The organism is Flavonifractor sp. An306, from assembly GCF_002159455.1.
Classification (GTDB): domain Bacteria; phylum Bacillota; class Clostridia; order Oscillospirales; family Oscillospiraceae; genus Flavonifractor.
The window spans coordinates 1-15161 of the sequence record NZ_NFIQ01000079.1; the positions used below are offsets into that span (position 1 = coordinate 1).

Here is a 15161-nt window from a genome sequence, read left to right on the forward strand (position 1 = left end):
ATAGCGACAAGGGCTGGGGACGCTTTGGCAAGGAGCAGATCTGCCGCCTGAAGATCCGCCGGATGAAAGAAGAATTGGCAAAGGATCTGGTGGTGCGCCCCTGGTGTATCTCCGAGACAGTCAATGCCCATGAGGACTGCCCGGAACTTCAGGCCGTTCTGGACGAGTACCACAAGCCGGTGGTGATCCAGGACCAGGTGCTGGGAGAACTGACACTGGACAAGGACTATGATACCTTCGAGGGCGAAATCCAGTGGTGTGGAAAGAATGCAAGCCTTTCTCTGGAAGTCAATGCCGAGAGCAAGCCCTCCTGGACCCGTGCCCGCAGCGCCGCCAAGAAGCTGCGGGCCGACTGTGAAACCTGGGACAAAGCCATGCGGGAGCTTGCAGCAAAGAATCTGACCGAACTGGCTAACAACTGGCTTTCCCAGGATGAGGAAAACCCCCGTGATCCGGAAACAGACCCCATCACAGAGGAAGAACTTGCCCGGCGCATCAGCATGACGAGCCTGTCCGTCACCTCCGGCGGCAGCTTCACCGCCTGGTTTGACTGCGACGAGATGTTCACTGACCATGCGGTGACGGTCTGCGGCTCCTTGAAAAAGGGCCTCAAAACTGCCAACATTGAGGGGTAAGGAGGATAACATTATGAAACTGAGCTGTAAACGCATTGATTTTACATATACCCCTGGCGAGGAAATCTTCACCTTTCCCGATGATTCGGGACTACCCTTTATCTTCGATGTAGAGGAAGAACTGACCGGCGATCCTGCTGCCATGGATGCGGTGGGAAAAATGCTGGATGAGGCGGAGAAATTGGCGGAGAAGGCCAAAGCCGCTATCAAAGCGGCGCTGGCGGACGAGGACAGCCGCTACCATAGCGTTGTGACATGTTTCATGGAGTTCCATCGGGACGATGTAGGCCCGGATATTGCGGCGGAACTTTTTCCGGGAACCGACCCGGCCAAGCTGTCCTTTGCCGAGATGGTGGACTTTTTGAAGCTCAAGCGGTTCGGCAGTCTGGTGGATGACGAGATGGATCAACAAGTTTTCATTATGGATCTGTCCTTCAACCCGGAGATCACCGACGAGCTGATGGTAATCTACTTTGACTTGAACAAGGAGATTTTCTGTATCACCCATGAGAGCTAAAACGCCGGAGGTTTTGCTATGACAGATACGCAGACCCGTCAATTTATGCAGGATTTCTTTGAACGGTACTATCAAAAACTGGAGCAGTTGGGAAACGGAATTGCTGTCATGCGGCCTTTGGGGGAATCGGACAAGATCATGTGGCGGGAAGATTCAGATCCGAAAGATGAATGGAAGGCATGGAAGCTCATCCCCTCCACCGTCACCGACCAAGATATTGAAGCGTTGGAGAAGGCCATTGGGATAAACCTCCCAAAATGTTTGAATGCCTTTCTCACGGTTTACCACCACTATTTCGAAAATCCCGTTGGAGAGAACCCTGTTTCCGCCCCGTTTAAGGCCGTCCGAAATGCATGGAACCCGCTCCTGGTGAAACATGGTTACCTGCCATTTGCATGGGATGATGGTGGATTCTATATCCGGTGCATTGACCTAACAAATATGCCGAATGAGGAGCAATGTGGGATCTGTCAGATCGATCATGAGGTTCTCTTTTCCTTGGATGAAGATACTGTTCAGAAAGAGGAGCTCGCCCAAAACATGGAATATCTATCGCAGAACCTCTTCACTTATTTGGAGAGCATTTTGGATAACGGAGAATTATCATGAGCAATGTGTCTATCATCTTCACTCCAGAACCAGATCAGTGGGGGCTTCGGGGCGACCCTTTCCTGTGGCAGCTTCTGAAGGAGCGGTATCAGGCGGTGGAACTGCCGTATCCCCCCAATGTTCTCCGAGAGGAAATCCTCCACATCTTTGCGGATTTGACCGGAGAGCTGCCGGAGCCGGGCAAACACTACTATGTAGATCAATTTGCCAAAACTCATGTAGGAATGTCCACTGGTTGGATAAGCGGAGATTTTTGGCAGGTTACGGCAATTCCACTGTTGATGGAACGGCTGGAGCAGGCCAATCGTTCATAAAGGGACGCCAGGAAAGGAGGTGCGGCGATGAGACAGAACAGTAATCAGACAAAGCATCTGCCCACACTTCTGGTTCAGCAGATCCGCCTGCAATGGTATAAAGACTGCCGGGGCGGAAATGCGGCCGTACAGCGGAACCAGTATCCCAGAGCCATGCGGCTGCCGAAAGACTTCTTCTCCTATTATCCTTTTGGTCTGCCTACTCACTTTGCATCTATCATACAGAGGCCCGATGGATTTCAGATCGATAGGGACTGTCGTAGGCTGATGGAATGGAAGCCGAATGGCACAATGCGGCTTCACCCTTTTGAACTGATTCAGCAGGAGCCCGGAATCCATGTGCGCTACCGCAATGATTGGCACATCGGTGCGATGCCGGAGCGATATACCTACGATAAGACCGGGCAGAAACAGCCTCTCAATGAGCTGGCATTGGATTTGGCTCCCGGTGAATATGGGCGAGCTGTCTGCAATGGGCGGTTCCGGGACTGGGACACCGGAATCTGGTATTATGCGCTGGACATTTTGAATGTGATGCCGCTGGCGGAGCCGACCCGCTCACGGACCAGTTTTACGGACAGAGAACCGAATAAGATATATACCCAGATCGACCAGCTGTGGTGACGAAAGACAGGAGGATACTACCATGACGAAAGAACGCATCCCCATTTCCGGCGATCTCAAAAGCAAGGTCAAGCAGCTGATGGAGTACGCCGGATGGCGGGAAGGGCGAAAAGTGGACATCTCCATTGCGGAAAAGTATTACGCTGAGCATGGTGCCCCAATGATGAAGACCACCCAGCGGTTTTACCGCAAGTATTTCGGCCTGTGCTGTGAGTGGTACCTGGAGCAGGAAAAACTGAATTGGGCGGCTGACTTCCAATTCGCTTTGTTCCCTTTCCTGGTCAACGGAATCAAAAGCCATTTGGAAGATGCCTATTTTCGGGATATGTCCGGCTGTGAACTGGCAGAGATTGAACATGCTGCCGGTGAAAAATGCCAGCCCATTGGTCATATCGGCTACTACTACCCGGCAGAGGTCTGGATCTCCGAGTACGGGAAACTGTATGCGAAATATGAGTATCAGGATGAGATCGAGTGCTTTCCGGATGTGTTTGCCCTGATCGAACGGGATCTGCGGCAGTGTAAATTTGATTCCGCTGCCATGAAAACGGTTGAGGCACTGGATGGAAAACTATGAAACAGGACTTTACTATTTGGCGCAATCAAATATTGCAGAATCCGCGGGACATTTCACCGCTGAAATTCGGAATATCGCAGGATGAGGTCATAGAAATCTTCGGGAATCCCGATGCTGTTTCCACCATGAGAAGCGACGGGAAACCTTTGATCCTCAAATATCATGACATTGAACTGCATTTCGATAGAAAGGCCCCTCATGGGCTCTACTTAGTTTATAGCGACGACGAAATCGAACTGAGCATAACAGATCATCACGAAGAACTGCTGCAGCCGATCACAAACATAGAGCCGGTGGACAACGAATTTTTCCTTCGGGATGGAGCCGTTTATTTCTCTGGCCTATATGAAAACGGCTTGTTGAAGGGTGTTTCGCCCAAAGACTTCTGCTGTTGGCATTACTGGGGCAAATCCTCTACGGCCTGCTTTCTCGGCGGGATTCGCCTGCGTGGAGCAGACCCGGCATCGTTTCGGGTGTTAAACTATGCCTACGCGATGGACAAAACAGCCGTCTACACTACCAGCGGGAGAATCCCAGATGTAGAGCTGGCAACCTTCCAGGTGTTGGACAATGGCCAGAACGATTCGGGCGCGCCACAGGGATATGCAAAGGACAGCCGGCAGGTCTACTTCCACAACGGAGACGGCAAGGTGAAGATCATCAAAGGCGCGGAAGTTTCCTCTTTCCTCTCGTTGGGCGACACCTATTTTGCCAGGGATGAGAAACGAATCTATGCTTACGGTAAGCAGCTTCCCAAGGCGGATCTGCCCTCATGGGAATTGCTCAGTCACTGGTATTCCCGCGATGCCAAGCGGGTGTACTACCTCAACCGGGAGATTAAGGGGGCGGATTGTGACAGTTTTGCGGTATGCACCCCGCTGGACGCACCTCCGCTTGCCGATCATCTGGCCCGTGACAAGGAACATTTTTACCAAAACGATGAGATGATTGAAGAACCGCTGTGGCTGGAAAGGCTGCATGAGTTAACACCAGAACAGTAGACGGAGGAAAACGGCTATGGATTATTTGAAAGCACTGCGTGATGACCCTGATCTGGCAGAGGAGTTTGATTCCCTTTTTGACTTCTTCCTGCTGGATGAGTTGTCTCCGAGGGATGAGGCGGATGGTCGATCAACCTTCACACTGCCCGGTATGGCTTTTGCCAGAGATGGCTCCGGCGGAGAATACCACCTGTTGGAAGATGGCTCCATCGGCTATTACAGCAGCGAAGGTGAGGCAGGCCGTCTGGCTGAGAGCATGGATGACCTTTTTTCACTGATTGTGAGCTGTATCTGCTGGCACGACTGCTGTGACGCAAAGGAGTATGCGGACTCCAAAACACTGGAGGAATACGGACAGAGGCAGCGCAACATCAACTTGGAAGATATGGATATGGACAGCTGGCGGCGGGTAGCTGATGCGCTCGGCATCCCTACCGATGAGCCGCTGGCACCGGTTCTGGAGCGATTCCGCAAAGCAACACAGCGCCAGCCTCTGTATCAGTGTATTTTCCATGAGGATGATGGCAGCCTGACCGAATCATACGGCCTGATGTTTGAATGAGAAAGGAGCAATCCCTATGAAAGCATTTGATCCCAACTACAAACTGCTGGACGAGATGTATCAAGACGATTACTATCCTGCCTTTCTGGTGGACAAGGTAAAGGACGAACTTCAGAAGGTCATCGACCTGCTGGAAAGCGGTGAAACCGACACTGAAGTAATACAGGAAACGCTGGATGAGGCGGTCTGCGGCATCAATGATCTCCAGGAGGAGTTTGACGAGAACGACAGCGAAATCGAAACGGTGGCCCGGGATTGTATTGGAGTCACTGTGGCCTACATTCTGGAGTGGTTCGGCATTCCGATTGATATTGAGGAGGCCATCCGAGAAAGGGACTGGTGAAAACAATGTCCATTGAAAATAAGTTTGGCGACCTGGATAAGATCGACATTCTGGCAGAAACCAAAACAGGAGAAGTGGTAATGGTTTTGGTCTGCAATGGCTTTATTGACGGCTCCCCGGAAACGCAGAAGGCCCTGCTCGACAAGATGGAGGGCTATCTGAACCACACCCAGAGTGAGGAGTTTCAAAAGGAATATGGTGGCTGGCCCGTAATCTTGCGTGTGGCCCTTGGCCGGGAGCCGGATGAGCACATCCTGGCCCTGCTCAGCAAGTGCCCTGCTTGGGCGGCGGACTATGGCGTAAAGCTGGAATTTGAAATTGGAGGAAAACAGGTTCGTATTGTAGAGAGCTGACCTATGCTCAAACTGAAGAAGTCAGCTGTAAAGAGCAGGCGTAAGGAGGGAAACAGCGATGGAATGGCCGAAACGGGCGCGGACGGCGGACTGGGAAAACGGTGTCCTGACCTTGGACAGGGAGAAACAGTTTGAAGTCCCGGAGCTGACCATGGAACTCATGGAGCGGCTGGCTGGATACACCCTGGTGGGGTTCCATGTGAAGGGCTATCCGGTGACCGATGAACTGCTTGCCCCCTTTGCCGGACATAAAAGCATGGCCAACTTCGGCGTGGAGGACGGGGTGCTCACCGACGCCTGCTTCCCCGTCTTTTCCGCCATGCCCAAGCTGCGTTACCTGTTGCTGGACGGCAACGCCGGAATTAACGGCAGCGGCCTGTCCGCCCTGCGCGAGTGTAAAATAGACCTGCTGACGCTCAACCGCACCGGGCTGGACGATGCCGGACTGCTCCAGGCGGCCTCCATCCCCAGGCTCTCCCACATCCAGATCGACCATACCGCCGTTACCTATGAGGGCCTGCTGGCCATCGCCGGCAACAGCCGCATCGAACCAGTGGCCCATGTGCAGTTCACCCAGGAGCAGATGGAGCACTTCTCCCAGCTCCAGCGGGAAAAGGCAAAAAAGCCAGCCCAGCTGGATGAACAGGCTGCGGCGGAATGCCGCAGGGTGTTGTCCTCTTTCTTTGCAGAAATGACGGAATGGGAGCAGTACATGGAGCAGGCTGGGTTTGAAGACACCGAGGCTGTGCCCCGCCTGCTGGCGATCTGGGAGAAGTATGTGAGCGAAAAGCCCCGTCCGGGCTACCGGCCCCTGGGCCTCTCGTACAGCGCCCAGGGCACCTACAAGGGGGAAGAATTTCTTGACGCAGAGCAGATCACCAAGAACAAGCTCTACATCTACACCAGGGAGAAAAACACCAGCTTTGACCGCCGCTTTCTCATGAAGCGTGTGGGTGAAGGATGGATGATCGACGCCGTGCAGGAACGGCTGGACGGCTGGCAGCGCACGGGATTGTGAAGTTCATGAGAATCAGATTGGAGGTACAGGAAGATGGGTTCATGGGGTGTAAAAGCATTGGAAAGTGATAATGGCTTAGACCTAATTTCCCTTTTGAAAACAGATTATTTACCCAAACATAAGAAACTGACTTTAGGTGGATTGATCGGCTTTCTGAAAGAGGAAGGTTTTCTTGGAGAAACAGTGAGCGAAATTGACTTTCTCTATGATAATACCGCCATCGCTCTCGCAGAACTTTATTCTGAATGGCGGGAAACAGGAAAGCTAAACTACGATGATGAGGATTCTAATGTTTGGTCAGCAATAACGAATTTCTCAGCTTCAGCTACTGCTCGAAAAGACCTTCTTAGGCGATTGAGGAGTATTAAAAATCAAGTTCCTGATGAAGATGGCGAAAGAGAAATCGTAGAACTTTGGAAAGAAAGTAATAACTGGGAATCGTGGGATAAGCATTTGGATTCTTTGATAGAACTCTTGCAGCAGGAATAAAATTGTTGCTTTGTAGGTAAGTGCGTTGAATTGTGAGGCATCACATGGCTTGGGAATATGAAACTTTTGGCCCAGACGGTCAATGCAAATTGTTTGGTGTGAACATCTTTGACTACGACTGGCAAACCACCGGCAAGCGAGTAAAAGTCAAAGACCCGATCTATCACCAAGACCATACCTTCGAGGTCTGGCAGGTAGAGATTGACGGACAGATCCACCGCTTTGCTGCTGGAGAGTTCTCCAACTGCGTATGGGGATTCTATCTGGAAAAGAACTGATGAGGGGAGCGTGGTGCCATGAAAGCCAGCGCCGGAGAGGTCTATACAGTCTATAACCAATATCTGAAACGCTACACCGCCTGCCAGGTGGCCTATATTGCGCCGCCGGACACGGTGAGCAAAGAATCTTGGGCAGTGGTCCTCTCTCTGGATTGGGTGGGCGACGCCCCTCTGACTGCGGAGGAACTGCCCCATCTCCGCCCGCTCTACAAGGACTTCATGTACTGGTCCCGCGACCTCCACCTGCTGCGGGTGCCGTTGGAGGTCCCGCCCCAGTATAAACTGGTGGGTACACTTCCGTCCTTCACCGACCAGTCCTGCCGCTCCTATGGAGGCTGGAGTGACGGCTATGATGTGTACCTCCAGATCCGGTGGCAGGCCATCCCGGAGGAACGGCGGCAGGCCTTCAAGGAGGCCATGGAGAGCGAAGAGAAAACGGAGATCGGCGGTATCCCGGTGAAGGTCAGCAGCCATCGGGTGACGGACCAGTACGAACCATTCGATTCGGCGCTGGAACTAAAGGCGCTGCCCTGCCTCTCCACCCTCATCTGCGAGCGGTGGCACCCGGATCTGCTGGAGTTTTTGCGGGAAACTCCCTTTGTTGATGAAGTGACTTTGCTGAACCACGGTCAGAGGACACTTGATCTGCGGGGCACCAGCATTAGAAAACTGATGCTGGACATGACCGGGCTGGAGGAACTGTGGTTGTGTGAGGGAACGGAGCAGCTCCTGTTCCAGAACAAGGGGCCGGACGCCTGTGCAATCCATGCCCCCGAAGATGGCAGCGGTTTGACCCTCCAATTTATCGGGGAATACCGCCCGCACACGGAACTGCCGAACCTACGGGGGCTGCATGGCATCGAGCTGAAAGACTTTGATCTGACCGGGCTGGATGCTGTCCATCCCCACCTGAAGGAACTGCGGCTCTGGGGCGCGCCGGGAAACCTGGGGAACTTCTCCGCCGTGGGAGGGTTCCGGGAACTGACGAACCTCTCCACCTTCGACCTGTTCGGCTTCGGCGCAGCTGACATCCCCACCCCGGAGCAGGTGCCGGAGCTTCGCTGGTTCTGGATGACCAGCCTGCCGGAGACGGCGGCAAAAGCGGCAAAGCAGCTCTGGAAAAGCAAGCCGGGAATGGATCTGCGGATCACCAAGCCCCGGAAACCGGAGTGGCTGGCGCAAAACCTGGATAATCCATTCCGAGGCTGGGACGGTGCGGAGCATATCCCCGCCGCTGCTGCGAAAAAGGCAGCCAATCAATACCGCAAGACCCGTTCCCAGCTGATGAAGCTGGCCGCTGAGCCGGGCGAGGACGCCCAGGCCCAGGCTCTGGATGCGGTGGCAGCCTATACCCAGACCTTCAACAAGATGGGCTTTATCGAAACCGAGGAACGGGATGAAATCTATATGGCCCTGCGGGATATCCTGGATGCCCTGCCAGGCGATATGCTCCAGAAAGATGCCCTGATTGCGAAGTTCGATGAGCTTCATGATTTTTGATGCGGCATTGTCTTTATGGAGGTGTCTTTTTCACCGGAATGAGTTCAGCATTGGCATCAAATACGGCCATTAAGGGAGGACAAACCTCATGAAAGGTAACGAACAAGTCAGGCGACTTACATTTTGTTTAATGGTAGTTCATAGGTACAGCTGTAAAAAGTGCAAGAATGTGTTTGTTCAGGCTGTATCTACATCGGATACCGATATGGTGCCAATATTTCTTAGCAGTGTTTATGCGCCGCAGTCATCAACCCTTGTGATTATGGAGCTTACCGAAAATGAGCTCCGCTTTGGGTGGAATGACAGCATGCCAAAGCGGGCGGAGAAAATTTTTAGCGGCAATGCATTTTTCTACATTGACTCCACTCAAGTTTGCCCGATCTGTGGCGAGTCATTGGAACAGAAACAGATTTCCGGATTGAGTGACTATATCAAAGAACATCCAAAGGTATATCTTGTCTATTTCGGCAGGAAGGACGAGGAAGAAATCGTTGTGCATCTTTAGTTCAGTCGTAGAGAAAGGAATGTGCGGTCGCATGAGCCGAATCGTTGATGAACCCTATTTCATCCACAGTGCCTACAGCGCCTTCACCACCGGCATCCAGGTAAAATGCCCCAAGTGCCATGGCGCGGGTGTGGTGACAGCGGACGATGATAACGCCTATTTCCGCTGCTTGTGCTGCGGCCATCAGGAGACACGCGACCGGACGATCTACCGCTATGATGTCCATAACCAGTGCAAAAACTGCGACAGGTACTATCGGGTGGATATTGAAGATGAGGCAAGGCAGCATTTTCCCGTCCTCCATGTGGCCTGCCCCTATTGCGGAACAACCATGCCGGGCGAGGTACATAAGACGGCGGAGGCTTTCTCCTATGGTGCGGAGATTCAGGGCGACAAGGACCCCTGGTTCGGCCTGGAACTGTGGTTTTTGACCTCATTCCAGGGTAAGCCGGTCTGGGCCCTCAACCGGGAGCACCTTGCCTATCTGATCGACTATCTCAGCGCCGACCTGCGGGAAAAGCCATCGGGAAGCCAGAAAAAGACTCAGGCCGACCATCTCCCCACTTTCATGAAAACCGCAAAGAACCGGGAGCGGATCGTGAAGCTGCTGAAGAAGCTGCAAGAGAAATGAGGAAAACAATATGGCACTACAAGATAAGAAAATAATGCCTCCCCCTTGGCTGGCCCACCGGGAGATCGAGCGATACTCCATTGGCTGGCGCATGGGCTATGGGGAGGATTACATAGACCGATTTGGCGATTGGCTGGACACCCTCTCCCCGGAGGAGCGGACGGAATACCGCACTCTCTTTCCCGAGCCGGTGACCTGGAAGGGCTGGTGGGATGACGAGGACAGCAGCGAGGTACTGGAGCATGGTGACTTCTTGGTGGATGCGTGGCAGCCGGAAGGCCAGCCAAAGTACACCCGCCAGTGGCTCCAGCAGGAGTTTGCCGCCGGGCGGAAGCGGGAGCTGTGCCTGTTCTGGGGCCATCAGCCTTCCGAGGACGGCCAGCTGACAAAAAGCTGCCTCAGCCAGTGGTGGATGGAGGACTTCTATACGACGGCTGACTCCTACCTCTGCATGGAGCAGTATATGATGGCTGCTAAGGCCGAGCTGTTCGGCGACAAAGAGATCCGGGACCAGATTTTGAAATGCAGCGACCAAAAGCAGATCAAGGCCCTGGGCCGCAAGGTGCGGGGCTTTGATCAGAAGGTATGGGACAAGTTCAAGTACGCCATTGTGCTGCTTGGCAACTGGCACAAATTCAGCCAGAACTGCGAACTGCGGGAGTTTCTCCTTTCCACCGGGGACAGCGTGCTGGTGGAGGCCAGCCCCTATGATGCCATCTGGGGCATCCGCCTCGCGGCCAGCTCCCCGGAGGCTCAGGACCCCATGAAGTGGCGGGGACAAAATCTGCTGGGCTTTGCGCTGATGGAAGTGCGGGACGAGCTGCGCCGGGTGACACAGAATGAAATGCTTTGCGATTGGAGTATGGTATGGCAACAATGAAACTCTATGAACTGGTCAACCACTACCACATCGGCACGGAACTGACCTGCGCCGAGGCGATGTTCATGGCCTGCAATGAATATTACCATCTGAATTTGTCCGAGGAGACCCGGAAAATGTTCTCCGTCATGGGCCTTGGGATGCAGACCGAGCAGTCCTGCTGCGGCGCCTTTACCGTGGCGGTGGGGATCATTGGGCTGATGACCGCAAAAGAAGGTCAGACAGATGTGAGCAACATGGAGGGCTACCAGATGATCGCCGAATTGACGGACTTCATGCTGAGCTTCTACGGCACGCTCCACTGTGTCGAGCTGCAAAGGCTGGAGATCGTGGGCTACGAAAACCCCTGCCACGCCATTGTGGAGGCGCTGGCCAAAAAGCTGGAGGAACTGTTGGCGAACCGCAGGATCTTTTGCCCGGCAAACGGAGGACAACTCGGTTCCTGATATGCTGGAAAGGGGTGATTCCATGTCCAAACTATCACAGGAAGAAGTACAATCCCTTCGCAGCAGGATTGATCGCGGAGAGCCGGAGCTGATTGCCTCCCTGACGCGGGAGCAGTTCTTTGCCCTGCTGTCTCACGACTATGATACCAGCTTCGCGGCTGGCAAGGCCTCCGCGCAGAAGGAGATTCTCTGTATGCTGGCGGCGGACGGGATGCCCCCGGAGAAGATCGCCCTCCTGCTGCGGATGGAGGCGGAGACGGTGCGGGAGATCATGGCCGCCAAGCGGTCCCACATTGAGAAATGCAAAAAGAGACTGGAACAGGCGGTGAAGCCATGAAAGACCTTTTTCAATACGGAAACCGGCGGGAGGACGAATGGGAGATTCTGCCCTGGATTTCCGACCCGCGCCCGCCTTTCAAAATATGGGTCAGGCCGGAGCAGATCGCGCCATTCTTCCTCATTCCCCACCACCCCTACGCGATCTCCCTGCTGCTGAGGATCAGCGACGGATTCCGGGCGGAGGAATTCCGCCGGCTGGGGCTGACCGGCTGCAGCAAGGACTGGGAGCGGCTGGCCCGGGGCGTGATCCGGGAGTTTGAGGAAAACAACAGCGGTGAGGAGCTGTTTCACTTCGACTCTGACGAGGATGTGTTCTGTGTGTACTCCCAGTACATCGACGATTTGATGATGCTGGCCAAAATGATCCGGGCGGCCTGTGCCGATGAAACAACGATGGGGATGTATCTGAACATGAGCGAGGCAGCGGAACCATGAAAGAGCTGACCACACAAACAGGAATTATCGTAAAATGCAGGAAAACGGCCATTGAATTTTTCCAAAATACTCAGTCAGTGGATGCCTTTTCTGTGCTGAAGATCCCAGAGAGCTTCCAAGACATAGCAGTTGAGTTTTATGATTTGGTTATGGAAAACGGTCACCCCACGGCCCTGCTGGGCTGTCGCGGTGATTACGATATTGCGATCCAGATTGATGAGGCCACCGGCGTCATGACCGGGTGGCATTGGTTCAAATGAGGGAAATGGAATGATCGAGTACATCAGGCTCTTTTGGGATGACGCACCAGAGGGAGAGCCGACCATCATCCTCTATGAAGTGGATACCGAAAATGCGCGGCTGGCCCTCCGCTCCATCGACGTCTTCGCGGACGGCAGCACCCGCAATATCCCTGACCTCTATGATGGTGCCATCGAAATCACGCCGATCCCCACCGTGGAGGAGTTGAACGCCCATGTCTGGGGCGAGGAATTCCATGCCTGCATCATAGAGCAGGCGGAATTTGAGGCCATCTGGGAAAGCCGATTTTATAGCGTAGCGTTTTGAAAAGCGAGGAATGACAATGGTTGAAATCAATCGTGTCTGGCTCAATGTGGATACAGACACCAATAAAATCACACTACTCCATGCACCTGCACCACTTCGAAAGCCCGGAGGATGAGGACAAGCCCTTCGATATGGAGGAGCCCAACTTCTTCGGCCTGTCCATTGCCTATGACCCCTATATGCGGGAGGTCGTGAAGGCCGAGCAGTTTACCACTTGCGGCGGTGATGGCGGGCGCAGCATCTGCGGCGGACTTGGAATCTTCCTCGGTTTCCTGCCCTGTTCGCCGCACTGCAAGCCGGAAGTGCAGGAGGAGAAGAAACTGAACGGCGACTATGACTTCTACCGACCTATTATCCGGGTGGATGTGAACTGATAGAATGGAGAACAACAAATGAAGGATGAAACTCTGGCCTCCCCAATCTACCATGGCTTCTTGCCGCCCAAGAGCCGGGAAAGGCAGATCGACCTCACTCCCCGCCTATACACCCAGAGTGGCGAGAAGATCCACATGGCCTTCCTGCCCCTTCGTCCAGACTGTGGGAATGACCCGCAGTGGGAGGACTGGAACTGCTACCGCTCCATCCTCACCATTGGCTGGCCGGACTGTGAACAACTGCTGATCCCCACGCTGAAACAAATCTTTCCGGTTAAGGACCCCACCAATGGAGAAGTACAGGAGGAATTTGACCTTTGCTTTGATAACTGGATTGGGAAAGAGGACTGGAAACGCTGGATACTCCTTGTCCGGGATTGTTTGCCAAGTTTATCAGAAAAGGAATCAGCCTTTCTTTTCTCAGTCTTGGAATGGATTGAAACAGCATTGACCTATACCACCGTTATGGTTGTAGAAAGTAATTTGTAGCCGGAGAGATGAAGATGGACAGCAAGAAGTTGTATTGCCCCTCCTGTGGTCAACTGGCGGCACAGATGAAGGAAGACAGCAGCATCTCCTGCCGCCAATATGACCAGCTTCTCCAGAAACTCATGGAACTGGAGCGGCAGGGTGACATGGAACTGTACGCCGGTGACTGCCCACTGGAGGATACTGGCGCAGTGCTGGACGCTGAGCAGCACTATACCGTCTGCCACTATATGCAGTGCCGCAACTGTGGAGCCCTCTATTTTGTGGGAGCCTGCATCCGGGGTGCGCCGGTTTTTCGGCAGGTGGCAGACATCAGAAAGGAAAACCTGGACACCCGGCTGTGGGGCCAGTGTGGAACCTACTACTTACAGAAAAAAGATTGAAGGAGGCGTCAACATGGATGTCGTGAAACTTCCCAAGAAAGTCCGCATGGTCTGCTATGAGATCATGGATGGCAAAGAAGGAGCCTTGGACACGCTGGAATCCTTTGCTGATAAATACCCCCATCAGGTAGCGGCGGTCAAGGCCGAGGTCGCATATTTCAACCTGGACTATGAAAAGGCGCTGGCTTTGGATCTGACCATCCTTCCCTGGCTGGAGGAGTGGCATTACAGCAATGTGAGCGATGAACACATGACTGCCATGACGGTGGCCGCCATCCAGCTCCACCGGGAGCAGGAGGTAATCGAGGCGCTGACGAAGGAACAGGCGCGCATCCGGGCAGAGAACGGCCTCCCCCAGCGGGATCGGTTCTGTGGCATCATGATCGACTGCCTCACGCGGGGTGTAATGCCTTTTGCGGAGGGAAACAAGAATGCTCCCTACTGTGAGCCGGAGGAGCCGCAGACGAGGGAGCAGCTCTGGGAGCAGATCAAATCAAAAAACAAAAAGTTGACGCCGGACGATCCCAAAGGGAAAGCCAAGCTGTTCTACTTATGCTGTCTGTACGGCAGCGCGAAGGATGTGGTGGCGCTGTTTGAGGAACTGCGAGGGACCCCGCTTGGGCAGGCCGCTTACGAAGATGTGATTGCCCGCTACCTCTACTTGGGTGATCGGGAAAAAGCCCTGGAAATCACAGAAGAATTGGCCACCTCAAGGCTGTGGGCCGCAGCCGCACCGACTCAAGTACGGCCCATGAACTTTTTTGAAAACCCGAACCTGCGGGAGTTTTTGCTGGAGCCGGAATCCCTCCGGCGCATCCGGGAGGCTGCCTTCATTGATAACGGAACTTTGACTCGCAAGTGAGGAGGATGGTCATGTATATCAAAAAATACTGGGGCAACTTTATCGGAGGCTCGGACGACAGCCTGAACCTTGTGGCCTTTTTAGAAGACCAGAAGAAAGAGGAAATCCCCCTCAGCGAAATCTTCACCAAGATCGGTCTGGACAAGCAGAACTGGGACTTCCGCCAGACCGTGGAGTATCTGGAGTTTACACACTCCGATGGCGTGGAGATGGACTTCCACTTCGCTATTGATGTGGTCACTGATCTGGCCGCCATCCTGCTGGAGTGCAGCGTCAGCGGCAGTGTAAACCTTCAGGATCTGGACGAGTACAACACCCCTGCCCGCCGCATCCGCATCACCGTCACGCCAGAGGAGCATGACGCCATGAACAAGGCACTGGCGGATTTTGCCCAGAATCCGCTGGAATATGACCTCAGTGAGATGATGGA

The 15161-nt window shown here is 53.8% G+C and carries 26 protein-coding genes and 1 pseudogene; all 27 read left to right on the plus strand.

Translation table 11 applies throughout. The features are described from left to right. Positions 1-635: DUF2262 domain-containing protein (locus B5F88_RS15885; protein WP_087348059.1), on the plus strand; the 635-nt coding region annotated here is incomplete at its 5' end. A 13-nt stretch (positions 636-648) separates the two neighbouring features. Then, positions 649-1152, plus strand: coding sequence for a DUF2004 domain-containing protein (locus B5F88_RS15890; protein WP_087348060.1), 504 nt, complete (start codon positions 649-651; stop codon positions 1150-1152). A gap of 18 nt (positions 1153-1170) precedes the next feature. Continuing rightward, positions 1171-1761 (plus strand): SMI1/KNR4 family protein, encoded by a 591-nt coding sequence (locus B5F88_RS15895; RefSeq protein ID WP_087348062.1) that lies wholly within the window; start codon positions 1171-1173, stop codon positions 1759-1761. After that, positions 1758-2075, plus strand: coding sequence for a hypothetical protein (locus B5F88_RS15900; RefSeq protein WP_087348064.1), 318 nt, complete (start codon positions 1758-1760; stop codon positions 2073-2075). The genes B5F88_RS15895 and B5F88_RS15900 overlap by 4 nt, the downstream gene beginning before the upstream one ends. Positions 2076-2102: 27 nt before the next feature. Next, positions 2103-2699 carry a hypothetical protein gene (locus B5F88_RS15905; protein WP_087348067.1) on the plus strand — a complete coding sequence of 199 codons (597 nt, stop codon included), beginning with the start codon at positions 2103-2105 and terminating at the stop codon, positions 2697-2699. A gap of 22 nt (positions 2700-2721) precedes the next feature. After that, positions 2722-3276: an SUKH-3 domain-containing protein gene (locus B5F88_RS15910; RefSeq protein WP_087348069.1), complete on the plus strand. Its 555-nt coding sequence runs from the start codon at positions 2722-2724 to the stop codon at positions 3274-3276. After that, positions 3273-4277, plus strand: coding sequence for a DKNYY domain-containing protein (locus B5F88_RS15915; protein ID WP_055270412.1), 1005 nt, complete (start codon positions 3273-3275; stop codon positions 4275-4277). The genes B5F88_RS15910 and B5F88_RS15915 overlap by 4 nt, the downstream gene beginning before the upstream one ends. A gap of 16 nt (positions 4278-4293) precedes the next feature. Continuing rightward, positions 4294-4839 (plus strand): hypothetical protein, encoded by a 546-nt coding sequence (locus tag B5F88_RS15920; RefSeq protein WP_087348071.1) that lies wholly within the window; start codon positions 4294-4296, stop codon positions 4837-4839. A 16-nt stretch (positions 4840-4855) separates the two neighbouring features. Then, the gene (locus B5F88_RS15925) at positions 4856-5182 is read left to right on the plus strand and encodes a DUF5713 family protein (RefSeq protein ID WP_087348073.1); all 327 of its coding nucleotides are present in this window, start codon (positions 4856-4858) and stop codon (positions 5180-5182) included. Between the two features lie 5 nt (positions 5183-5187). Beyond that, positions 5188-5535, plus strand: coding sequence for a hypothetical protein (locus B5F88_RS15930; RefSeq protein WP_087348074.1), 348 nt, complete (start codon positions 5188-5190; stop codon positions 5533-5535). Positions 5536-5593: 58 nt separating this feature from the next. After that, complete coding sequence (locus B5F88_RS15935) at positions 5594-6553, plus strand: NTF2 fold immunity protein (RefSeq protein WP_087348076.1); 960 nt, start codon at positions 5594-5596, stop codon at positions 6551-6553. Positions 6554-6586: 33 nt separating this feature from the next. Beyond that, the gene (locus B5F88_RS15940) at positions 6587-7042 is read left to right on the plus strand and encodes a DUF4259 domain-containing protein (RefSeq protein WP_087154624.1); all 456 of its coding nucleotides are present in this window, start codon (positions 6587-6589) and stop codon (positions 7040-7042) included. Positions 7043-7086: 44 nt separating this feature from the next. Continuing rightward, positions 7087-7320, plus strand: a complete 234-nt coding sequence (locus tag B5F88_RS15945; protein ID WP_087348078.1) for a hypothetical protein — start codon at positions 7087-7089, stop codon at positions 7318-7320. A gap of 18 nt (positions 7321-7338) precedes the next feature. Further along, positions 7339-8820, plus strand: a complete 1482-nt coding sequence (locus B5F88_RS15950) for a hypothetical protein (protein ID WP_087348079.1) — start codon at positions 7339-7341, stop codon at positions 8818-8820. Positions 8821-8908: 88 nt separating this feature from the next. Continuing rightward, the gene (locus B5F88_RS15955) at positions 8909-9325 is read left to right on the plus strand and encodes a hypothetical protein (RefSeq protein ID WP_087237206.1); all 417 of its coding nucleotides are present in this window, start codon (positions 8909-8911) and stop codon (positions 9323-9325) included. 31 nt (positions 9326-9356) lie between these two features. Next, positions 9357-9956, plus strand: coding sequence for a hypothetical protein (locus tag B5F88_RS15960; protein WP_087348081.1), 600 nt, complete (start codon positions 9357-9359; stop codon positions 9954-9956). Positions 9957-9966: 10 nt separating this feature from the next. After that, positions 9967-10836, plus strand: a complete 870-nt coding sequence (locus B5F88_RS15965; protein ID WP_087348083.1) for an NADAR family protein — start codon at positions 9967-9969, stop codon at positions 10834-10836. Beyond that, positions 10824-11282 carry a C-GCAxxG-C-C family protein gene (locus B5F88_RS15970; RefSeq protein WP_242959838.1) on the plus strand — a complete coding sequence of 153 codons (459 nt, stop codon included), beginning with the start codon at positions 10824-10826 and terminating at the stop codon, positions 11280-11282. The genes B5F88_RS15965 and B5F88_RS15970 overlap by 13 nt, the downstream gene beginning before the upstream one ends. Positions 11283-11304: 22 nt before the next feature. Beyond that, entirely contained in the window at positions 11305-11619 is a 315-nt protein-coding gene (locus tag B5F88_RS15975; RefSeq protein ID WP_087348100.1) for a hypothetical protein, read from the plus strand. Next, positions 11616-12056 carry an Imm51 family immunity protein gene (locus tag B5F88_RS15980; protein WP_087348087.1) on the plus strand — a complete coding sequence of 147 codons (441 nt, stop codon included), beginning with the start codon at positions 11616-11618 and terminating at the stop codon, positions 12054-12056. The genes B5F88_RS15975 and B5F88_RS15980 overlap by 4 nt, the downstream gene beginning before the upstream one ends. Further along, on the plus strand, positions 12053-12316 hold the full coding sequence (locus tag B5F88_RS15985; RefSeq protein ID WP_087348089.1) for a S6 modification enzyme RimK: 264 nt from the start codon (positions 12053-12055) through the stop codon (positions 12314-12316). Before B5F88_RS15980 ends, B5F88_RS15985 begins: the two co-directional genes overlap by 4 nt. A gap of 10 nt (positions 12317-12326) precedes the next feature. Then, positions 12327-12623, plus strand: coding sequence for a hypothetical protein (locus tag B5F88_RS15990; RefSeq protein ID WP_087348091.1), 297 nt, complete (start codon positions 12327-12329; stop codon positions 12621-12623). Positions 12624-12697: 74 nt separating this feature from the next. Beyond that, positions 12698-12997, plus strand: a pseudogene (locus B5F88_RS15995) (hypothetical protein); the annotation flags it as partial. A gap of 18 nt (positions 12998-13015) precedes the next feature. Further along, a complete protein-coding gene (locus tag B5F88_RS16000; protein ID WP_087348095.1) occupies positions 13016-13486 on the plus strand; it encodes a hypothetical protein in 471 nt (156 codons plus the stop codon). Between the two features lie 14 nt (positions 13487-13500). Then, entirely contained in the window at positions 13501-13869 is a 369-nt protein-coding gene (locus tag B5F88_RS16005) for a hypothetical protein (protein ID WP_087348097.1), read from the plus strand. A 13-nt stretch (positions 13870-13882) separates the two neighbouring features. Then, the gene (locus tag B5F88_RS16010) at positions 13883-14731 is read left to right on the plus strand and encodes a hypothetical protein (protein ID WP_087348099.1); all 849 of its coding nucleotides are present in this window, start codon (positions 13883-13885) and stop codon (positions 14729-14731) included. Between the two features lie 11 nt (positions 14732-14742). Beyond that, on the plus strand, positions 14743-15161 hold a 419-nt coding region (locus tag B5F88_RS16015), incomplete at its 3' end, for an imm68 putative immunity domain-containing protein (protein ID WP_242959840.1).